Below are 20,309 nucleotides of genomic sequence, written 5' to 3' on the forward strand. Positions count from 1 at the left end.
GCTCTCAGTCGAGGCGTCCGGCGCCGGGGCCGGCGCTGACGGCGAAGATGTCCGGCGCACGGTATCCGCGTGCCGCGAAGTCATCGATCACGGCGGCACTGACCCGATCGACGGCGTCATCGTCGATGAGCGCAATCGCCGAGCCGCCGAAGCCGCCGCCGATCATCCGCGCCCCGATGGCCCCGGCGCCCATTGCGGCCGCGACAGCGGCATCGAGTTCGACGCACGAGACCTCGTAGTCCTCGGACAGAGAGGTATGGGAGGCGAGCAGGAGGTCGCCGATGCCGCGGATCCTGCCGTCGGCCTCGTTTTCCTGAACCGCCCCTTCGAGCAGGTCGACCATGGCCTGCACACGGGCGTTCTCGCTGAACACGTGGCGCACCCGTTTCTGCTGCTCCTCGGTCAGACCGCTCAGATCGGTCGTGTCGTCGACCTCGCGCAGGCTGTCGACGCCGAAGATCGCGGCGACGTCCTCACACGTCTTCCGCCGCACCCCGTAGCCGCTTTCGCTGTGAGAGTGGGAGACGCGGGTGTCGATGACGAGCAGCTTCAGGCCCTCCGCATCGAGGTCGAACGGGATCTGCCGGGTGCGCAGGTCGCGGCAGTCGAGGAAGAGCGCGTGCCCGTCCTCGGTCATGATAGAGGCGGCCTGGTCGACGATGCCCGTGGGCGCTCCGACGAAGTCGTTCTCCGCCCGCTGGGTGAGCAGCGCCTTCTCCGCGTCACTGAGTCCGAGCCCGTAGACATCGTCGAGGGCGATGAGCACCGCCACCTCGAGCGCATGCGAGGACGAGAGTCCGGCGCCGACCGGCACCGTCGATTCGATGTAGAGGTCGAGGCCGCCGACGATCGTCCCCGTCGTCTTCCTGATCTCGTCGACCACTCCGGCGGGGTGATTGAGCCAGCCGTGCAGCACTCCCGGTGCGAGTTCCTCGGCCGTGAACTGGCCGGACAGCCGGAGCCCGGAATCGTCGCGATGGTCCGAGATGATCCGGATGCTCTCAGCGCACAGCGGCGGCTGTGCCGTCCCGCGGTCAGGTTCTCCTACCTCGGCGCTGTGTTTCTCGGGTCGTCGTCCGATCGCGATATGGACGGCACGGTCGATGGCGATAGGCAGGACGAACCCGTTGTTGTAGTCGGTGTGCTCACCGATGAGGTTGACCCGACCGGGGGCACGAAAGCAGCCGAGCAGTTCGTAGCCGAAGAGGGTGGTGAATTCGGCCGACAGGCTCGCGGCATTCGGAGCAGAGGACTGGTTCATCGGTCGCCGCCTTCGCTCGTGGTCGTCGTTGCAGCACGCTCGGTCGCAGCATTCCCGCTCGTCACGCTCCCGGTCGCCGCGCTCTCGGATGGCACGTTCACCGCGCGCAGCCGGGCCGCGGTCTCCTCGGCGGAGACGTCGCCGACGAAGGCACCCATGGCCGCTTCGGAGCCGGCGAGGAACTTCAGCTTGCTCTCCGCTCGTCGCGGGCTCGTGATCTCGAGGTGGAGCCAATCGGCGGATGCGTCCGGGCTGTTGACCGGGGCCTGATGCCAGGCCGCGATGTAGGGGGTGGGTGTCGGGTAGAGACCGTCGATGCGCTGCAGGATCTCCGGGTAGACCCGGGCGAGATCGTCACGTTCGGCCTCGTCGAGTTCGGCGAGATTCGGCACCCGGCGATGGGGGACGATGTGGACCTCGATCGGCCAGCGCGCGGCGAAGGGCACGAAGGCGGAGAAGTGCTCGGACCGGACGATCATCCGCTCCCCTGCACCCTGTTCGAAGTCGAGGACGTCACCCATGAGCACCCGACCGGTCTCAGCGTGATACCGCTGAGCGCGGGCGCTGGTGATGGCGGTGTGCGGGGTGACATACGGGTAAGCATAGATCTGTCCGTGCGGGTGGTTCATCGTCACCCCGATCTCCTCTCCCCGGTTCTCGAACACGAAGACCTGTTCGATGCCGGGAAGCGCCGACAGCTCGGCGGTGCGATTGGCCCAGGCGTCGATGACGGTGCGCGCCCGGGTCAGCCCGAGGCCGGCGAACGATCCCTCGTGCTCGGAGGAGAACACGACGACCTCGCAGCGGCCATAGGCCGGGGCCGTCAGCGCGGAGGAATCGAATCCTGCCTCACCGGGAGCCGCCTCGGCGAGGGAATCTGCCGAGATCGGCGCGGCGGGAACATCGCCGAGCCCGGGCCCGAGCGAGGGGAATCGATTCTCGAAGACGACGACGTCGAAGTCGGCGGCCGGGATCTCGGTGTGGCGGCCGGGTGTGGACGGGCACAGCGGGCAGTCGGCGGCGGCGGGCAGGTGCGTGCGCGACTGGCGGTGCGTGGCCACGGCCACCCATTCCCCGGTGAGCACGTCGAAGCGGAGGGTGCCGCTGTGGGGCCGGGCTTCGCTGGGGCGGGGATCGGCGTCGATCGTCGGGGTCGGGGAATCGGGGTCCTGGAAGAACAGCACCTCGCGGCCGTCGGCCAGACTCGAACGGTGATGTGTCGCTGCCATCAGACCTCCCAAAACTGATCATTTTCGATCATAATGCTAACATCTGACGCCCTCGGAGCGGGTGTTGCGCGTAGAATATCTGCAACTGCGCTTCCCGCCCCGACCCGCTTGCCGCCGCCGATCACGGAGACTCATGACCACCTGCATCGAACTCGCCCGTGATGAGTCCTCGGCGGTCATCTCCCCCATCGGCGCGAGCCTGGTGAGCTTCACCGTGGGCGATCGCCCGATCGTGGTGTCGATGGAGGCCTTCGACGGGGCCGTGCTCGCGCCCTGGCCGAATCGGATCGACGGCGGTCGCTTCGACTTCGACGGCATCGAACATCGGCTGCCGATCACTGAGCCCGAGCACGACACCGCTCTGCACGGGTTGGTCGCCGACGTCGATTGGACCGTGGCCGAGCGCACCGAATCCTCGGTGCGCCTCGAATACGCGTTGGCTCCGTCGGAGGGCTATCCGTTCCCGTTCTCCCTGTCCGTCTCCTACGACCTCGCCGAGGCGGGGCTGCGGATCAGCGCGAGTGCAGTGAATACGGGGTCGGTACGGGCCCCGTTCGGGTTCGGCTTCCACCCCTGGCTGTCGCCTGGTGGGATTTCACTCTCCCCTGGTGGGGCTTCGGATGCGGCGCCGGTCGATGGTGTCGCCGATGCGCCGACCCCCACAGCCGACGGTGCCACCGGCAAGCCTGCCCACACGGCCTGTACGAGCACTCCCGGCCTCGTTGACAGCGCACAGCTCCTCATTCCCGCGACCACTTGGTACGAGACCGACGACCGACTCATTCCGACAAAAGTGCGCCCGTTCGATGACGGCACGGTGATCCCTGCCGATCATGTCGCCGATGAATCCGCGTGCATCGTGTGCAAGGACTTCCGGGCGCTGCGCTCGATCGGCGGCGCCGTGCTCGACGATGCCTTCGGCGCTCCTCGCCGCGGGCCCGGCGGATGGTCGCGGGCTCGGCTCAGGGGCGCCGATGACTGTGAGATCATCATCGGCATGGGGCCGGAGTTCCGCACCTGGCAGGTGTGCACCGGGGACGGGCTCGACCCGGAAATGGCGCGGCGAGCGATCGCGATCGAACCGATGACGTGCCCGCCGAACGCCTTCGCCACCGGCGAGTCCGGTGAGGACTTCGACACCGTCGGCCCCGGTGAGGAGCTCAGCGTCGCCTGGAGCATTTCGCTGGAGGCGAGCGGCGAGTCCGCTGATGCTGGCGCTGATGGCACCGAGGGTGCCGGTGCCGATTCCAATGCCGACACCGATGGAGCTGCCTGAGTCGTCGCTTGGAGTGCGCCGCCAACATGACAATGAACCTTCCTCGGCAGGTGGCGCCCTGATAGGTTGCGAATACAGGCAGTTTTCCAGCCGCTGCATTCCGCCCGGACTGCAGTCCATTCGCGAGAGGGGCGACCATGTCGACACCGCAGAACCCGAACGACCCGACCTCAGGCCGGCCAGACCAGTCCGAGTCGAACCCCGGCGCTCAGGAATCCTCGGTCCCTGATCACGGGGAGGATCAGCCCACGGCACACGACCCGCAGGACGCGTCCTCGCCGCAGTCCACCGGCGAACAGCCCGACGCGACCCAGCAGGGACACAACGACTACGGGCAGACCGGCCAGACCGCTCAATATGACTACCCGCAGCCGGGCCAGGGCGCTCAGAACGGGTATCAGCAGGGAACCTACGACCCGAACGCTTATCAGCAGCAGACCCAGCAGCAGGGCAGCCAGCAGGGCGCCTACGCTCAGCCGGATGCGTATCAGCAGGGCGCTTACCAGCAGGGGTACAGCCAGCAGGGGTACAGCCAGCAGGGGTACAGCCAGGCCGACGGCTACCAGCAGGCTTATGCTCAGCCCGGAGCCTACGGTCAGCCCGGATACGCTCAGACCCCGCAACCCGGAACCGGAGAGAAGGGCTTCTTCAAGTCACTCTTCGATTTCCGCTTCGACAGCTTCATTGCGGTCAAGTGGGCCGGCTTCATCTACATCATCGCGATGATCGTCGCGGCTCTGTCCTACATCGGCACAATCGTCGCCGGCATCAGCGCCGGCGTGGCAGCCGGTTCGGCCATGGCGTACTACAGCAGCGGACCGAGCTTCAATATCCTGCCGCTGATCCTCGCGATCGTCTTCGGCTGGATCATCCCGGCCCTCTGGGTCATCGGAGTCCGCCTCGTCCTCGAGCTCATTGTGTCGAACATCAAGACGGCCGAGAACACAAAGAGGATCGCCGACTCCGTCTCCCGCTGAGTCTCGCTCAACTGAGCCTCGCTCAGCCCGTTTGTGGACTGCACCGAGGTGCCCACGTGCAATCACTGCGCCGAGGCGAGTCGCTGATTTCAGCGGTGCCGCCTCGGCGCATCCAGCTGCGATCGGCTGCGGACACCGCAACTGTGCATCGAAAGTGCGCGTGCCCCCGCATTTGTGCCCTACGCGTGCACTTCTGGCCTACAGTGACCCACCGCGCGCCGCGCCTCCGGCCTACAGGCGCCCGTGAATTAGAGTGAGCCCCGCACCGAAAATCGATGCGGGGCTCAACCGTACCCCCGAGCAGATTCGAACTGCCGTTACCGCCTTGAGAGGGCGGCGTCCTAGGCCACTAGACGACGGGGGCTCAGAACAACACACCTGGAGTTCCCTCCGGATGATGTCCGCTGGGCTACCAGGACTTGAACCTAGACTAAATGAACCAGAATCACTCGTGCTGCCAATTACACCATAGCCCAATGCTTTTCAAGGTCATCCCCGAGGAGATTTCCCTGAGCAACGAGATATAACTCTACACAAGCAGACCGCTTCCGGACAAATCGCAGCGGCCCCTTTTCAGTGTGACCTTCTTAACAGAATCGCACCTGCCCGACACCCAGCCACCGGCGCCCAGCCCCGGCCCCACCAGCGTGGACCGCTCACCCACGAGCGAGGCCGATGAGCCGGTCGAGGACCCGGTAGCCGTCGGCGCGCAGGCCGTTGTGTTCGTACTCATTCGTCACCCACGGCGTCACGCCGGACAGGTGCTCGGCTGTGGCCAGGGAATACTCCACAGGCACGTACGCGTCCTCGAAGTACACCGCCGCCGCTCCCCTGACCTCGGCCGCCTGCAGGGCATCGACGTCGTAGAGGCTCGGCCACGACCGCTCGGCGACGAGGTCGGCCACCTCGGCGAAGGGGGTGAGCTCGGGATCCTCGTGCAGGGATTCGGGTCCAGCATGTTCGCCGGCCAGCAGGGTCGGGTCCTCGCGGACGGCATCGGGCATCGCCCGCCGGGCCGCCCAATTCGTCACGGTGCCGTCGGCCCAGCAGGACTCGTGGATGACCGCGTAGAGCGGGTTGCGTCCGGAGAACGGCAGCGACGCCGCCAGGTCGTGGCGGAACGCCGCCGAGGCGGGGTCGAGGTCGAGCAGATAATGCAGCTTCTCGGGTCCGTCGGAGGCTCCGAGGAAGTGTCCGAGCAGGCGGATCCGCTCCCCCGTCGCCCGCGCCCCGCCGGGCAGGGCGATGCCCTCCCCCACGGACGCGAGATCGACCAGCCGACGCATCTTCTCCCGGTCACCGGGGAAGGTGCGGTAGTGCTGTTCGGACTTGCGGATCATGCCCTCCCAGGTCCGTCCGTAGACCTCCACCGGGTCGAGTCCGATGGCAGGCAGCCCACCGGTGAAGTACACCTCGCGCAGCGACGAGGCATTCGCGGACACGTACCGCAGCGTGGTGAACCCACCGAAGGACTGGCCGAGCAGGGACCAGGAATCCGCGCCGAGGTGGCCGCGCAGGATCTCCGCATCCTCGACGATCGAATCGGCCCGGAAGAACGACAGCGCCTCGGCGATTGCGGCCGGATCCTCACCGACGGTCTCGAGTCCCGTGATGGCCCCGTCCACGGAACCGATCGGATTCGACCGGCCCGTGCCGCGCTGGTCGAGCATGACGACCTGGAACTCCTCCAAGGCGCGCGCCAGCCAGGATCCGGGGCTCACCGGCGTCACCGGGCGTGGAGCCTCGACGCCGGGCCCGCCCTGGAGGTAGACGAGGTAGGGCTTCCGACTGGCCGCCTCGGCGGCGATGATCCGGGCGAAGACGGTGAGCGTCTGCGGCAGGTTCACACCCGCCGAGGCGGCGCCCTCCGCCCGTCCGAAATGATCGAAGGGCACATCGACGGTGACATCGGAGAAGTGCAGTCCCCCACGGGTCCAGTTCGTCTGCTCGCTCATGCTCAATTCCTCAGGCTCACAGCTGTGCGGCCAGGGCCCTGAGACGGGTCAGCGAGGAGTCCTTGCCGAGGATCTCCATCGACTCGAACAGCGGCGGGGAGACCTTGCGGCCGGACACGGCTACGCGCAGCGGACCGTAGGCCAGGCGCGGCTTGATCTCCATCTCGTCAACGAGCTTCGCGGCGAGGACCTCTTCGAGCTTCTCCGTCGTCCACTCCTCGAGTCCCTCGAGGACCTCGATGGAGGCGGCGAGCACCTCGGGGGCCGAATCCTTGAGCGTCTTCAGCCCGTCTTCGGCCATGACGAGGTCGGCGTCGGAGGTGAAGAGGAACGCGAGCAGGTCCGGGGCCTCGCTGAGCAGCTTCATGCGGGTCTGCACGAGCGGCGCCGCCTGATCCAGAATCGCCAGCTGAGCCTCCGACGGTGACTCGGGAAGCACCTCGGCGGCCTGGAGGTAGGGCACCAGACGGTCACGGAAGTCCGTGACGTCGAGGAGGCGGATGTGGTCGGCGTTGATGGCGGTGGCCTTCTTCACGTCGAAGCGGGCCGGATTGGGCAGGACATCGTGGATGTCGAAGGCCTCGGTGAACTCCTTGACGCTGAAGACGTCGCGGTCGGGTCCGATGGACCAGCCGAGCAGGGCGAGGTAGTTGATGAGACCCTCGGGGATGAACCCGTTCTCGCGGTGGAGGAAGAGGTTCGATTCGGGGTCGCGCTTCGACAGCTTCTTGTTGCCCTCGCCCATGACGTAGGGCAGGTGACCGAACTCGGGGGTCGCCTCGGCGATGCCGATGGCCTTGAGGCGTTCGTACAGTGCGATCTGACGCGGGGTCGAGGACAGGATGTCCTCGCCGCGGAGCACATGGGTGATGCCCATCAGCGCGTCGTCGACGGGATTGACCAGGGTATACAGCGGCTGCCCATTGGCGCGGACGACGACGAAGTCGGGCACGGTGCCGGCCTTGAAGGTGATGTCGCCGCGGACGAGGTCGGTGAAGGTGATGTCCTCATCGGGCATGCGCACACGCCACACGGGTTCGCGGCCCTCGGCGCGGAAGGCGGCCTTCTGCTCGTCGGTGAGGTCGCGGTCGTACCCGTCGTAGCCGAGCTTCGGATCTCGTCCGGCGGCCTTGTGCCGGGCCTCGACCTCCTCGTTCGTCGAGTAGGACTCGTAGATGTGGCGGCCGGCCTTGAGCTTCTCGATGACGTCGGCGTAGATCTCGCTGCGCTGGGACTGGCGGTAGGGGCCGTTGGGTCCGCCGACCTCGATGCCTTCGTCCCAGTCCAGGCCCAGCCACTTGAGTGCCTCGACGACTTGGCCGAAGCTCTCCTCGGAGTCGCGAGCGGCGTCGGTGTCTTCGATGCGGAAGACGAACTTCCCGCCGGTGTGCTTGGCGTAGGCCCAGTTGAACAGGGCGGTGCGGACCATGCCGACGTGCGGGGTGCCGGTGGGTGATGGGCAGAAACGAACTGTGACGCTCACGATTGTCCTTCTTGTGGTGTGGTGTGTGTGAGTCGGTGGTGTGGTGTGCTCAGGCGTCCATGACCGGGTTGGACAGTACGCCGAGTCCCTCGATGGCGATGTCGACGCGGTTGCCGGACACGATCTGGCCGACTCCGGCGGGGGTTCCGGTGAGGATGACGTCGCCGGGCAGCAGGGTGATCGTCTCCGACAGGTGCTCGATGAGGGTCGGGATGTCGAAGATGAAGTCGGCGGTGGTGCCGTCCTGCTTGAGATCCCCGTCGACCCAGGAGCGGATGCCCAGATCGTCGACGTCGAGTTCCGTCTCGATCCAGGGTCCCAGCGGGCACGAGGTGTCGAAGCCCTTCGCCCGCGACCACTGCTTGTCGGATTTCTGGATGTCGCGCAGGGTGACGTCGTTGCCCGCGGTAAAACCGAGCACGTGATCGAAGGCGTTCTCGGCCTTCACGCCTTTGGCCACTCGGCCGATGATGACGGCGAGTTCGGCCTCGTAGCTCACGTATTCGCTGATGGCGGGCAGACGGATGGGGTCGCCCGGGCCGATGACGGCGGTGTTCGGCTTGAAGAAGGTCAGCGGGGACACCGGCACCTCGTTGCCGAGTTCGGCGGCGTGGTCGGCGAAGTTCCGGCCGACGCCGATGACCTTCGACCGCGGAAGGATGGGGCTGACCAGACGCACATCGTCGAACTTCAGCCTCTCCCCCGTCGATTGGGCCGGGGAGAAGAACGGGTCCGAGTCGAGGACCGCGAGTTCGAGTCCTGAGGTGTCCCAGCTGCCGTCGGCGATCGGCGGCACCTCACCTTCGACCACTCCGTATTTGGGTTCGTCCTGATGCACAAATCTGGCGATACGCATGTGCCCCAGTCTAGTCAGTGACGGCCCGCCTCCGCGCGAGGGTTCTCGCCGAGTTCTCGCGGAGTGGGCTGCGCGGCTCGCGCGACAGGGCTGAGAGACTGGTGCCATGCCGCATTCGCCCACTCCGCACACCTTCGACCTGGCCCGCATCGGCGGCTCCCTGCCCGCGGCCCAGCTCATCGACGAGCTCACCATCGCCGAGGTGGGGCCCTACCCAAGGCTCGTCGTCGAGGCTCCTCCCGGCACCGGCAAGACCACCCTTGTTCCGCCGATGATCGCCGAGGTCCTCGCCCAGTCCTCGGCCGGATCGGCTGGAACGTCCGGATCGGCCGGAACGGCTGGAACGGCCGGAACGGCCGACGCGCGGGTCGCACCGGGGAGGATCATCGTCACTCAGCCGCGGCGGATGGCCGCCCGCGCCGCGGCCAGGCGACTGGCGTCGCTGACGGGGACCCGCCTCGGCGAGGTCGTGGGTTTCACAGTCCGCGGCGAGTCGCGGACCTCGGCTGCCACGGTCATCGAGTTCGTCACCACGGGCGTGCTCATGGCCCGGCTGCTGCGGGACCCGGAGCTGTCCGGGGTGTCGGCGGTCGTGCTCGATGAGGTGCACGAGCGGCAGCTGGACACGGATCTCACGTTCGCGATGTGTCGGGAGCTCATCGAACTCCGGTCCGATCTGTCGCTGGTCGTGATGTCGGCGACGCTCGATGCCGGGATGTGGGTGCAGCGGCTCGGGGCCGGGCCGCAGTCGCCCGCGCGGGTCCTGTCGGTGGCCGCCGATTCCCATCCCTTGGAGATCCAGTGGGCACCGGCGAAGCAGAGGCCCCTCGATGCCAGGGGTGTCACCTGGGATTTCCTTGATCATCTGGCGGAGACGACCGTGCAGGCGCTGCGTGAGAACAGTGCCGGGGATGTGCTCGTCTTCGCACCGGGTGCCCGTGAGGTCGACGAGGTGGCCGCACGCGTGCGCCGGCGTGTGGAGTCAGGGGCCGGGGCGGTCGAGGTGCACACGCTGACCGGGCGGACACCGTCGAAGGAGCAGGATGCGATCCTCCGCCCGGCCGGCTCGGATGCGGTGCGGCGGGTGATCGTGACGACCTCGGTGGCCGAGTCGGCCCTGACGGTGCCGGGTGTGCGCATCGTCGTCGACTCGGGTCTCTCCCGCGGTCCGCGCCTGGACACGCGCCGTCGCATGTCGGGGCTGGTGACGATGCGTGAGTCGAAGGCGTCGGGCACGCAGCGCTCCGGTCGCGCGGCCAGGCAGGGCCCCGGCGTGGCCTATCGGTGCCTCTCGGAGGCCGATTGGGCGAGCCTGCCCGAGCACACTCCGCCGGAGGTCGCGACCTCGGACCTCACCGCCGCGGTGCTGGCGCTGGCCATGTGGGGTGGGGATGAATCCCTATTGCCCGAGCCCCTGCCGGCGGGGCCGAAGCGGCAGGCGATCGAGAACCTTGGGGCGCTGGGTGCGGTCGAAGCATCGGACCAAGCCGACGGAACCACCGGCGTTGGCGGCGAGCGCGATTCTGTCCGCGGTGCCGCCGAGCTCCCGATCTCCGATCTTCATGTGACCGAGACCGGCCGGGCGATCGCGACGATTCCCTCTTCGGTGTGGTCGGCGCGGGGTCTCCTCGACGGGGCGTCGCTGCTCTCTCCGGGACTCGCAGCCGAAGCCATCGCGGTCATCGAGTCCGATCAGCGGGCTCCCGGCGCCGATCTCACCGCACTTCTGCGGCAGCTGCGCCGCGGCAAAGACGCCCGCTTCGCTCAAGGCCGAAAGCGTTTCGCCGGGCTGGCGCGCGAGTTCGCGTCGAACAGCTCCACGACGGGCAAGGCTGCGCCGGCGCAGAGCGCCGACTCAACGACCAATTCCGCGCCGAACAACGGCACTGCGCCGAGCGGCGGCACACTCACCCCCGACGACCTCGGGCTCGTCACCGCCCTGTCCTTCCCACTGCAGATCGCTCGTCTGCGCAGCTCTTCGGACTCCGAATATCTGCTCGCCTCGGGCACGGCGGCCACCCTGCCACGCGATTCGTCCCTGCAGGGCAGTCCGTGGTTGGCCATCGCCGAGGTGGGACTGACCGGCCAGCGCGCGATCATCCGCGCCGCAGTCCCTATCGATCAGGACGTCGCTGAGTTCGCCGGTACCGGGCTGCTGGCCACGGAGGAGACCGCGACCTTCGCCGACGGCAAGGTCCGCGCCATCCGGCGGGAGCGCCTCGGCGGGATCGAGCTCTCGGCCACCCCGATTCGGGCGAGCGCCGAACTGGCGCGTCGAGCCATCGCCGAATCGGTGGGCGAACGCGGCGCCAGAGAGGTGTTGCGCCCCTCGGAAGCCTTCGAATCGCTGCGCGCACGACTCGGTCTGCTGCGCAATGTCTTCGGTGAGCCGTGGCCTGATGTCAGCTGGCAGCACCTGTCGCAGACGCTGCCCGACTGGTGCCCCGAGGCCCTCGACCGGATCGCGAGGGGCACCGATCCCGGCCGGGTCGACCTCGTCACCGCGCTGCGCACACTGCTGCCCTGGCCCGAGGCGGCCCGCCTCGACGAACTCGCTCCGACGCATCTCGAGGTGCCGACCGGCTCACGCATCCGCCTGGACTATGCCGATCCCGATGGTTTCGAAGCCGAGGGCGACAGCACTGGAGACGGCAGCACCGGGACTGACGGCGCGGCCGGGAGCCCCGTCCTCGCGGTCAAGCTTCAGGAGTGCTTCGGGTGGACCGAAGTTCCCCGCATCTGCGAAGGCCGGCTCCCGGTGACGATGCACCTCCTCTCCCCTGCTGGGCGACCCCTGGCGGTGACGAGCGACCTCGCATCATTCTGGACGAATGCATATGCCCACGTCAGGGCCGAGAACCGGGGTCGTTACCCAAAGCACCCGTGGCCGGAGGATCCGCTGGCCGCACCGGCGCAGAAGGGTACGAAACGTTCGGGACGCTGAACCTCTCCGCATCGTGCCCGGCGGACATGCGTGCCCACCCACCGTCTGGGACAATGGATCGGTGACCTCAGCACCGTCCGTGACCCCCATCGCAACCGAGCGCGCCGACCTTGGGTCGGGCCACCTCGGCGATGGTGTCGTGCCCGCCTCTGTGTGGCGGCCGCTGCGCGATGCCCACGAGGCCGCGATCGGCGAGCGCACGGATGCGCACATTGCACGGCGGATGCGGCAGGAGACCCATCCGGTCGAGGATTTCCTCTTCACCTACTACCCGTTCAAGGTCGGGCAGCTGAAGAAATGGCATCCCGGGCCGGGGGTGCGCATCGAATTGCTCACCGAGGCTGACCGCCGCTGCTTCGACCGGCGCTGGTATCGCATCGATGATGACCGGAAGATCGCCGAGGTGGACCTCGATTCCTGGCGTGCCGACCGTGGGGACGGGGCGAAGTTCATCGCCTCCCTGCTGGCATCGACGCTGGATCGGGAGGCGAACTTCGGGTGCTTCGGCATCCACGAATGGGCGATGGTCTACCGTCTGACCGACGAGGAACGGCGGCATCAGCAGGTGCCGCTGCGCCTGAGCCCGGCCGAGACCGACGCCGTGGTCGAGGGCCACCGAATCCAATGCTCCCACCATGACGCGTTCCGCTTCTTCACCGCACCGGCCAGGCCGCTCAACACCCTGCAGCCGAGCCGTGAAGGCATGGTCGCCAACGAACAGCCCGGCTGCCTGCACGCAGGGATGGACCTGTACAAATGGGCGATGAAGATCTCGCCGATCGCGGACTCGGCTCTCGTCGTCGACTGCTTCGACCTGGCACTCGACATCCGCACCCTCGACATGGAGGCCTCCCCGTATGACCTGCGCGGATGGGGCTATGGTGTCGTCGCGATCGAGACCGCAGCGGGCAAGGCCGAGTACATGGTGCGGCAGAAGGAATTTTCGGCCCGGGCTCAAGAGCTGCGTCGGCGCCTGCTCGAGGTACTCGCCGCGGCCGGGGTGCATCCGCGCTGAGCTGTCGGCGACGTGTCGGTGCTGAGGTGTCGGCAGCCCCGTCGGCGCACACATCGTGGGCCGCCTCGTCACCCCTACCGCCACAGAGCGGACACCCGCGGTTCCGGCCGACCGCACCACCTACGATCGGGCGTATGCGCGCCATCATCTTCGATCAGTTCTCTGCCCGGCCCCAGCTGAGGGACATCGACGCACCCACCGCTCCCGATGCGGGGGTGGTCATCGACGTCGAGGCCACCGGGGTGTGCCGCAGCGATCACCACGCGTGGGCGGGCCACGACTCGACGATCACCCTGCCCCATGTTCCCGGGCATGAGCTCGTCGGTCGGGTCGCCTCGGCGGGGTCGGGTGTCACGGGATTCCACGTCGGCCAGCGCGTGACGGTGCCCTTCGTCTGCGGGTGCGGAACGTGCCGGTGGTGCGTCAACGGCGATGCACAGGTGTGCCCGGAGCAGACGCAGCCGGGTTTCACCCACAACGGATCGTGGGCGGATCAGGTCGTCATCCACAATGCCGACGCCAACCTCGTCGCCGTGCCCGAGGATCTGCCGGCGACCGCGGTGGTCGGGCTCGGGTGCCGTTTCGCCACGGCCTTTCACGGGCTGCGCGTGCGCGCTCGGCTGGCCGCCGGTGAGACGGTGGCCGTGTTCGGCTGCGGCGGAGTGGGGCTGTCGACGATCATGATCGCCCGCGCCCTCGGCGCGAAGATCGTCGCCGTCGACGTCAACGATGCTGCCCTGGCCTCCGCCCGTGAGCTCGGCGCCGCGCACACCGTCAATGCCCGCGATCTCAGTCCGGAGGATCTCAGCGCCGAGGTGGTCGCACAGTTCGCGTCGACCGACCCCGATGGGGTGGCTGTGACCGTCGACGCGCTGGGTCGGGCGAATACGATCAGAGCCGCGATCGGGGCGCTGGCGCCCCTGGGCCGGCATGTGCAGATCGGTCTGCTGCCGGATGAACCCGTCGTCGATGTGCCGCGGGTGATCGCACTCGAACTCAGTGTGCTCGGTTCGCATGGGATGTCTGCCGCCGAGTACCCCGACCTCGTCGACCTCGTCGTCCAGGACAGGCTCCGGCCGCAGGATCTCGTCACCAACGTCATCGGCCTCGACGAGGCACCGGAGGCGATGGAGGCGATGAACGTCCCGGCTCGTACGGCCGGGATGACGATCATCGACCTTGCCCGATGAGCGAGCCCCGGGTCATCCCTCGCTCAGTGACTCCCGAATACTCGCGGCGAGCCCAACGATGAGCTCCTGATCTCCGCGGACGCCGGGTTCGAACGGCAGTCGCAGGCGGTCGCGGTCCTTGTCGCGGTAGCGCGGGATGACATGCATGTGGAAGTGGAACACGGACTGCCACGCTTCGGCCCCGCAGCAGTTGAGGAGGTTGACCCCGTCGGCGCCCCACGCGTCGAAGGCGTGTGTGGCGATGCGCTGGGACTCGACTGCCACGGCGGCCAGATCGTCGGCAGGGATATCGCGCAGGTCCGTGCTGTGCCGCTTGGGCACGACGAGCAGATGCCCGTCCGATCCCGGCTGGATGTCCATGAACGCGAACGTCGACTCGGTCTCGGCGATCGGTGCGCTCGGCGCCTCACCTGCGACGATCTGGCAGAAGATGCAGTTCTCGCTCATCGTCTCCTCACACCATGATTGCGAGAACCACGTTCGTGTCCTGCCCGTCCCAGCGTCCCAGCAGGAGACCGGCGTCGGACTTCTCGGCCGGGGATTCGGGCGAGAGCCGGTAGAGGATCTCAACGTCCCCGGCGCCGGGCAGAGGCCCCGTTCCGAAGGCGTGGGCCACCTCGGTGATCTCATTCTGCCGGTTGCCCGCGTCGTCGACGCGGTACTGCTTCGCGGCGGTCGACGCGGTGGCGATGGTGTGGTCGAGGCGCTGGCGGAAGAGTGGATCGCCCATGCCCGCGTACACCCAGCGCTTGCCGAGGATCGAGTGCTCCATGTTCGCGACGAAGGCATCGTCTCCGCCCTCGAGCGGGGCCGCGCGGTAGGTCATCGGAACCTGCAGCAGCTGGTCGCCGCTGGCCACGATGTGCACTTCGATGCCCACCTCACCAGCGGGATCGTCGAACCGGTACGCGGTGACCTTCTCGAGCGGATTCGCTTCGAGGTCGAGCTCGACGGCCCAGTCCTGTCGCTTCACCCACTCGGTGATGACCTCGAGCTTGCCGGGATTGAGCTGCGCTGCATAGATGTCGGCCATGGGAGTTCCTCCTGATCTCTGCCCAACTTCACCGTCGGGTGATGGTAGTGGCGGCGCGGTGCTGCTGGTGGGTGGAGCGGGTCCGGTCTCGAGCCCCGCGGGTCCGGTCTCAGGCCTTGCGGGTGCCGGGGATCCATTCTCCGTCGACGACCTCGTAGTCGGCGAAGACCGCGGGAGCCTCTTCCCGCATCACCTCACCGATCTTGTTGAAGATGAGGCGGATCTCCTCCTCGGCGCCCTTGGCCGTGCGCATCTCGACGACGTGGCGCAGCGAGCGCAGGTTCGCGGTGTAGACGATGCCGGTGGCCAGTCCCTCGGGGGCGAAGCGGCGCATGAACGAGGTCATGTGCTTCTTGTGCGAGAACTTCGTGCCGTCCTCGTCGAGTTCGAAGTGCTCGGCCATCCACTTCTGGTGCTCCTCGAGGGTGTCGAGGACCTTGAGGCTGCGCTCCATGAGCTCGGGATCCTCGCGGGCCCATTCGGGGAACCAGAACGGGATGTCGGCCAGGCGGACGTAGCGCAGCGACTCCTGCGAGAACGCCGAGCCCGCACGGTGGCGGATGAGCTCGTGGGTGAGCACACGGGAGACGTTGTGGAGAACGAAAGTGAAGTTCGCGTGCTCGAGGACCGAGCCGTGCTGGGATTTCACCACATTGCCCAGGTACTGCGCGGAATCGGTGCGCACGCGGGACACGTTCGGGTTGAGTCCGGGCTCCCACGAGCGGTAGCACATGCGTCCGGAGAACTCGAGGAGATCCTCGGCGTCGGGCGACTCGGCATCTTCGACACGATCAGCCCAGGAGGTTCCGCCCACCTCGTCGAGGTAAGTCCTCATCGCTTCCCAGTCGATGCTGGGCTTGGCGAGCAGTTCAACGGACGGTTCGACCTGGCGCATGGTTCTCCTCGTAAAGGGGACGTGATTGGTTCCCAATCCTACAGACAGTTACAACGGGTCACCGAAGGGGTTCCGCGGAAAATTCGTGCATCCCCTCGCGGTCAACGACGAAAGCCCCTGCCTCCGCAGATTCCACCATCACCGAGGTGGCCTCGCCGTCGACGTAGACGACCGTGGCATGGTCGTCGATGGCGATGCCGGGGGCGGGAAGACTCCCATCGGCGATCCAGCGGAGGAAGGACTCCTCCCGTCCGGGTTCGCCGTGGAAGTGGGGGCAGACACTCCCTCGCAGGAATCCGAGTCCGTCGTGCAGCGGGGCGAGTGGTCCGAACGAGTCCGTCGACGAGGCTTCGAACCAGCAGTTGGCTCCCGCACTGATGCCCGCGAGGATCGTCCCGCCGGCTGCGGCATCGTGCATGATCTCGTCGACGCCGTGCCGGCGCCACAGTGCCAGCAGGTTCGCCGTCGATCCGCCGCCGACGTAGACGAGGTCCATGTCCTCGAGCATCGCCGGGTCCTGGTAGTCCCACGGGCTCTGTCCGAACAGGGACAGCACATGAGTCTGGGCCCTCCCCGCGAAAGCGGCTTCGAAGCGTCCGATGTAGTCCCGACTGTCGCCGGAGGCGGTGGGGACGAAGCACACGTGTGGGAGTTCGGGACTGCTCTCCCACCTCGGCACCGTCTGTCGGCGGTTCCGCGCCATCTGCAGCAGAGCGCCGTCGATGGCTGACTCCCCTGTCTCCGACATCGAGAACCCGCCCCCGCCGAGGGCAACGATCGTGCCGCGGAAGTCAGCCCTAACCGTCACGGGACGCGGTGCGTCCATGTCTCCGTGGCGAACTTCTCGTCGACGAGTTCCTGGGCCCGGTCGAGTTCCGCTTGAGTGTAGGTGCCGTAGCTGGCTCCGTAGCGGCTGGCGAAGGTGTCGGCCATGACGTCGATGATGTCCTTGCGGGCCTCACCGGTCTGGCTGCGCAGCGGGTCGACGCGTTTCTTCGCGCTCGCCACGCCCTTGTCCGAGATCTTCGCTTCGCCGATGCGCAGGACTTCGACCATCTTGTCGGCGTCGATGTCGTAGCTCATCGTCGCGTGGTGGAGGAGGGTGCCGTCGCGCATGCGCTTCTGTGCGGCGCCGCCGATCTTGCCGCCCGTCGAGGAGATGTCGTTGATCGGTTTGTAGAAGGCTTCGACGCCGAGGGTCTTCAGCGCCGCGAGCACCCACTGGTCGAGGAAGACGTAGGACTCTTCGTAGTCGAGACCGGCGACGAGGGAGGGCGGGACGAACATCGAATAGGTGATGCAGTTGCCGCCCTCCATGAACATGGCCCCGCCCCCGGAGATGCGGCGGACGACCTGCACGTCGTACTTCTCCACGCCTTCGGGACGCAGTTCGTTGACGTAGGACTGGAAGGCGCCGATGACGGTGGCGGTGTCGTCCCATTCCCAGAAGCGCAGGGTCGGCTGACGACGGCCGGCGGCGACCTCTTCGAGCAGCACCTGGTCGAGGGCGACGTTGAGCTGGGTGGGCAGCACTTCGCCGCGGATGACCTGCCAGTCGAAGTCGGTGAAGTTCGCGGCAGAACCGAGGGCACGGCGGACGACGGTGGCGATGTCGGCGGTGGAGAACCCGTGCATCGCCAGTTCGGAGCCGTAGCCTGCCAGGGCGTCGTCGAGGCGGTGACGCAGAGTGGCATTGTCGGCGGTGACGCTGGCGCCGACGAGTGCCGGGGCGAGGTCGAAATAGGCTTCCTCGGGTTCGAGGAAGAAGTCACCTGAGATCTTCACCTCGGTGATGGTCCGGCCGTCGGTGGTGACATCGGCGACGACGAGTTTGCCGCCGATGACCTTGTACTCGCCGTGGAATTCCTGCGTCTCGTTCGTCATGTCTCCCAACCTACTCCCCTGTCAGTGCGTTCCACAGAAAGCGGTAGCTCAGGGCTCGGGTGAACGCGGTCTGCTCATTGTCCGAGGCGGCCGAGTGTCCGCCTTCGGTGTCTTCGAAGAACCACACGTCTTCGATCCCCTTCGCCTGCATCCGGGCGGCCATCTTTCGGGCTTGGACAGGTCCGACCCTGTCGTCCGAAGTGGCGGTCCAGAACAGCGCCGGCGGGTAGTCACGGTCGTCTTCGATGAGGTGGTAGGGCGAGAAACGGCGGATGAACTCCCAGTCCTCGGCGATGTCGGGGTCGCCGTATTCGGCCTTCCACGAGTAGCCGGCGCTCAGCTTCGTGTACCGGCGCATGTCGAGCAGTGGGACGCCGCAGGACACGGCGCCGAAGAGTTCGGGGTACTGGGTGAGCATGTTCCCGACCAGCAGGCCACCGTTCGAGCCGCCGGCGCAGGCGAGTTTCTGCGGGCTCGTCACGCCGCGGTCGATGAGGTCGCGGGCAACGGCGGAGTAGTCCTCGTAGCAGCGCATCCGGTTCTCCCGCATCGCCGAGGTGTGCCATTCGGGGCCGTATTCGCCGCCGCCTCGGATGTTGGCCAGGACGTAGACGCCACGGCGGCCGGACTGCATCGAAGTAGTGGCCTTGCCGCGGGTGCTTCTGCCCAGCCAGCCGATGCCCACAACCGGCGAATAGCCGGGTGTACGGCTGACTTCGAAACCACCGTAGCCGTCGAGGAGTGTGGGGTTGTTCCCGTCGAGTTCAAGGTCGTCGGACCCGATCTGGAAGTACGGGATCGTCGTGCCGTCTGTGCTGGTGGCGAAGTGCTGTTCGACGCTCAGCCCTTCGGCTGGGAACAAGGCGGGAGCGGACTTGACCACCTCGGGGCTGGGCACCGCCGGCCCGGCCGTCTCGGGCTTGACCCCCTCAGCGGAGTGGGTGTCTCCGGGATCAGCGCCGAGCGTCCCGTACGACAGGGTTGAGGGGGTGAGGAATCCGGTGCTCACCATCCAGTAGTCGTTGGCGGTGGCCGGGTCGAACTTGTCGACGGCACCGAGTCCGACCATGTGGTTGGCGGGCACTCCGGTCAGTGTGGATGTGGAGAAGTCGTTGCGCAGGTCGAGGACGGTGAGCCTCGACTGGACGTCGGCGAGCAGTTCGAGGACGAGGTAGTCGCGGGTGAAGGTGAACGACTGCAGGGAGGTGTGGGAGTCGGAGGCGAAGATCACCCGCGGGTTGATCCGGCCGGCCTTGACGTCGGCGATGTCCGCGACGGCGAGACCTCCGGCGGGAACCTCGGCGGTGGTGGCGGTCCAGGTCGACTGGGGTCGGAAGAGGACGAGGTCGCGTTCGAAGCCGACCTCGACGTCGGTGGGGACGTCGACCGTGGTGAGGGCATTCGACCAGGCTTCGGGATCGGTCGGCAGCGAGCCGTCGGCCGTCCTGATCTCATCGAGATCGACAAAGCTCAGGCGGGAGTTGAAGAAGTCGAGGGCGTCGACGATGACGGCACGGTCCGTGGTCTCGTCGCCGGGTCGCACATCGCTGCCGACGAAGATGGCGACGTGGTCGCGGGGAACCTCGGCGACGATCGGGGCCTCGACGATGTCCTGTCCGCGCCGCAACACGCGGGCTTGGCGAGGGTAGGAGGAGGTGGTCAGCGAGTCCTCGTCGGTCTCTGTCGCCACGAGGACGGTGTCGTCGTCGAGCCAGGCCAGCCGGGTCTTCGCGGCTGGGATGTCGAAGCCGCCGTCGACGAATGCTTTGTCGACGAGGTCGAATTCGCGGACGCGGTGTGAGTCTCCTCCGTCGGGTGAGAGAAGGACGAGAGCGCGACGGTTGTCGCTGCGGCGCACCATTGCACCGGCCCAGACCCAGGCAGTGTCCTCGCGGGCGGCGAGTTCGTCGACGTCGAGGAGGATCTCCCAGTCAGGAGCCTCGGTGCGGTAGCTGTCCCAGGTGGTGCGTCGCCACAGGCCTTTGGGATTGGTCTTGTCGCGCCAGAAGTTGAAGAAGTGGTCGCCGCGTTTGGTGACCATCGGGATCCGGTCGTCGGAGTCGAGCGCGGTGCGCAGGTCCCCGGCGATGGAGTCAAAGAGGTCGTCGTGGAAACGAGCGAGCGTCTTCTGGTTCTGGTCCTTGACCCAGGCGAGCTGGCCATCGCCGTGGATGTCTTCGAGCCAGAGGTTCTCGTCTTCGGGCATCTCAGCTTCGGTCTGCCCGGAATCGCTCTGCTCGGCTTCGGTCGGTTCAGTGCTCGTCATCGGGCCTGTCGATGTGGGGTCGTCATCACGCATAATGCCCATCCT

16 protein-coding genes and 2 tRNA genes are annotated in these 20,309 nt (G+C 67.2%); 5 read left to right on the forward strand and 13 right to left on the reverse strand.

Features of this window, described 5'->3' with window-relative positions; genetic code table 11:
* Nucleotides 1-4: 4 nt before the first annotated feature.
* Both galK and galT read right to left on the reverse strand, forming a co-directional pair.
* Nucleotides 5-1,261 (reverse strand): galactokinase, encoded by a 1,257-nt coding sequence (gene galK, locus J9314_RS12535; protein ID WP_210602699.1) that lies wholly within the window; start codon nt 1,259-1,261, stop codon nt 5-7.
* Nucleotides 1,258-2,490 carry a galactose-1-phosphate uridylyltransferase gene (gene galT, locus J9314_RS12540; RefSeq protein WP_210602700.1) on the reverse strand — a complete coding sequence of 411 codons (1,233 nt, stop codon included), beginning with the start codon at nt 2,488-2,490 and terminating at the stop codon, nt 1,258-1,260. Before galT ends, galK begins: the two co-directional genes overlap by 4 nt.
* Before the next feature lie 133 nt (nt 2,491-2,623).
* On the opposite strand from galT, the gene J9314_RS19190 reads away from it, so the two are divergent.
* Together J9314_RS19190 and J9314_RS19325 are read left to right on the forward strand one after the other, a co-directional pair.
* Nucleotides 2,624-3,766, forward strand: coding sequence for an aldose 1-epimerase family protein (locus tag J9314_RS19190; protein ID WP_246490372.1), 1,143 nt, complete (start codon nt 2,624-2,626; stop codon nt 3,764-3,766).
* Between the two features lie 137 nt (nt 3,767-3,903).
* Nucleotides 3,904-4,743 carry a DUF4282 domain-containing protein gene (locus tag J9314_RS19325; RefSeq protein WP_210602701.1) on the forward strand — a complete coding sequence of 280 codons (840 nt, stop codon included), beginning with the start codon at nt 3,904-3,906 and terminating at the stop codon, nt 4,741-4,743.
* 291 nt (nt 4,744-5,034) lie between these two features.
* On the opposite strand, the gene J9314_RS12555 is transcribed toward J9314_RS19325, so the two are convergent.
* The 5 genes from J9314_RS12555 to J9314_RS12575 all read right to left on the reverse strand — a co-directional run bounded on the left by J9314_RS12555 (nt 5,035) and on the right by J9314_RS12575 (nt 9,037).
* Nucleotides 5,035-5,107, reverse strand: a tRNA-Glu gene (locus J9314_RS12555).
* A gap of 40 nt (nt 5,108-5,147) precedes the next feature.
* Nucleotides 5,148-5,219, reverse strand: a tRNA-Gln gene (locus J9314_RS12560).
* 180 nt (nt 5,220-5,399) lie between these two features.
* Nucleotides 5,400-6,698, reverse strand: a complete 1,299-nt coding sequence (locus J9314_RS12565) for an alpha/beta fold hydrolase (protein WP_210602702.1) — start codon at nt 6,696-6,698, stop codon at nt 5,400-5,402.
* 16 nt (nt 6,699-6,714) lie between these two features.
* Entirely contained in the window at nt 6,715-8,181 is a 1,467-nt protein-coding gene (gene gltX / locus J9314_RS12570) for a glutamate--tRNA ligase (RefSeq protein WP_210602703.1), read from the reverse strand.
* Between the two features lie 49 nt (nt 8,182-8,230).
* On the reverse strand, nt 8,231-9,037 hold the full coding sequence (locus J9314_RS12575; RefSeq protein WP_210602704.1) for a fumarylacetoacetate hydrolase family protein: 807 nt from the start codon (nt 9,035-9,037) through the stop codon (nt 8,231-8,233).
* Between the two features lie 106 nt (nt 9,038-9,143).
* On the opposite strand from J9314_RS12575, the gene J9314_RS12580 reads away from it, so the two are divergent.
* From J9314_RS12580 to J9314_RS12590, 3 genes are all read left to right on the forward strand, one after another.
* Entirely contained in the window at nt 9,144-11,981 is a 2,838-nt protein-coding gene (locus tag J9314_RS12580; RefSeq protein ID WP_210602705.1) for an ATP-dependent RNA helicase, read from the forward strand.
* A 61-nt stretch (nt 11,982-12,042) separates the two neighbouring features.
* The gene (locus J9314_RS12585) at nt 12,043-12,996 is read left to right on the forward strand and encodes a 3-methyladenine DNA glycosylase (RefSeq protein WP_246490373.1); all 954 of its coding nucleotides are present in this window, start codon (nt 12,043-12,045) and stop codon (nt 12,994-12,996) included.
* 134 nt (nt 12,997-13,130) lie between these two features.
* Nucleotides 13,131-14,186, forward strand: coding sequence for a zinc-binding dehydrogenase (locus J9314_RS12590; RefSeq protein WP_210602706.1), 1,056 nt, complete (start codon nt 13,131-13,133; stop codon nt 14,184-14,186).
* Nucleotides 14,187-14,198: 12 nt separating this feature from the next.
* Here J9314_RS12590 and J9314_RS12595 read toward each other — a convergent pair whose 3' ends face one another.
* The 6 genes from J9314_RS12595 to J9314_RS12620 form a co-directional block, all read right to left on the reverse strand.
* Nucleotides 14,199-14,633, reverse strand: a complete 435-nt coding sequence (locus J9314_RS12595; protein WP_210602707.1) for an HIT family protein — start codon at nt 14,631-14,633, stop codon at nt 14,199-14,201.
* Nucleotides 14,634-14,640: 7 nt separating this feature from the next.
* The gene (locus tag J9314_RS12600; protein WP_210602708.1) at nt 14,641-15,219 is read right to left on the reverse strand and encodes a maltokinase N-terminal cap-like domain-containing protein; all 579 of its coding nucleotides are present in this window, start codon (nt 15,217-15,219) and stop codon (nt 14,641-14,643) included.
* A gap of 109 nt (nt 15,220-15,328) precedes the next feature.
* The gene (thyX, locus tag J9314_RS12605) at nt 15,329-16,114 is read right to left on the reverse strand and encodes an FAD-dependent thymidylate synthase (protein WP_210602709.1); all 786 of its coding nucleotides are present in this window, start codon (nt 16,112-16,114) and stop codon (nt 15,329-15,331) included.
* Nucleotides 16,115-16,172: 58 nt separating this feature from the next.
* Nucleotides 16,173-16,940, reverse strand: coding sequence for a Type 1 glutamine amidotransferase-like domain-containing protein (locus J9314_RS12610; RefSeq protein WP_210602710.1), 768 nt, complete (start codon nt 16,938-16,940; stop codon nt 16,173-16,175).
* On the reverse strand, nt 16,919-17,998 hold the full coding sequence (gene lplB / locus J9314_RS12615) for a lipoate-protein ligase small subunit (RefSeq protein ID WP_210602711.1): 1,080 nt from the start codon (nt 17,996-17,998) through the stop codon (nt 16,919-16,921). Before lplB ends, J9314_RS12610 begins: the two co-directional genes overlap by 22 nt.
* 10 nt (nt 17,999-18,008) lie before the next feature.
* Nucleotides 18,009-20,264 (reverse strand): prolyl oligopeptidase family serine peptidase, encoded by a 2,256-nt coding sequence (locus tag J9314_RS12620; RefSeq protein WP_210602712.1) that lies wholly within the window; start codon nt 20,262-20,264, stop codon nt 18,009-18,011.
* Between the last annotated feature and the right edge of the window lie 45 nt (nt 20,265-20,309).

This window comes from Brevibacterium oceani (genome assembly GCF_017948325.1).
In the GTDB taxonomy this organism is placed as follows: Bacteria; Actinomycetota; Actinomycetes; order Actinomycetales; family Brevibacteriaceae; genus Brevibacterium; species Brevibacterium oceani.

Coding starts and splice junctions, on each gene's coding strand:
- J9314_RS12600 (WP_210602708.1), bottom strand. CDS start 15,219: ATGGCCGACATCTATGCAGCGCAGCTCAATCCCGGCAAGCTCGAGGTC.
- J9314_RS19325 (WP_210602701.1), top strand. CDS start 3,904: ATGTCGACACCGCAGAACCCGAACGACCCGACCTCAGGCCGGCCAGAC.
- J9314_RS19190 (WP_246490372.1), top strand. CDS start 2,624: ATGACCACCTGCATCGAACTCGCCCGTGATGAGTCCTCGGCGGTCATC.
- J9314_RS12565 (WP_210602702.1), bottom strand. CDS start 6,698: ATGAGCGAGCAGACGAACTGGACCCGTGGGGGACTGCACTTCTCCGAT.
- galT (WP_210602700.1), bottom strand. CDS start 2,490: ATGGCAGCGACACATCACCGTTCGAGTCTGGCCGACGGCCGCGAGGTG.
- thyX (WP_210602709.1), bottom strand. CDS start 16,114: ATGCGCCAGGTCGAACCGTCCGTTGAACTGCTCGCCAAGCCCAGCATC.
- lplB (WP_210602711.1), bottom strand. CDS start 17,998: ATGACGAACGAGACGCAGGAATTCCACGGCGAGTACAAGGTCATCGGC.
- J9314_RS12610 (WP_210602710.1), bottom strand. CDS start 16,940: ATGGACGCACCGCGTCCCGTGACGGTTAGGGCTGACTTCCGCGGCACG.
- J9314_RS12580 (WP_210602705.1), top strand. CDS start 9,144: ATGCCGCATTCGCCCACTCCGCACACCTTCGACCTGGCCCGCATCGGC.
- J9314_RS12620 (WP_210602712.1), bottom strand. CDS start 20,264: ATGACGAGCACTGAACCGACCGAAGCCGAGCAGAGCGATTCCGGGCAG.
- J9314_RS12575 (WP_210602704.1), bottom strand. CDS start 9,037: ATGCGTATCGCCAGATTTGTGCATCAGGACGAACCCAAATACGGAGTG.
- J9314_RS12595 (WP_210602707.1), bottom strand. CDS start 14,633: ATGAGCGAGAACTGCATCTTCTGCCAGATCGTCGCAGGTGAGGCGCCG.
- J9314_RS12590 (WP_210602706.1), top strand. CDS start 13,131: ATGCGCGCCATCATCTTCGATCAGTTCTCTGCCCGGCCCCAGCTGAGG.
- galK (WP_210602699.1), bottom strand. CDS start 1,261: ATGAACCAGTCCTCTGCTCCGAATGCCGCGAGCCTGTCGGCCGAATTC.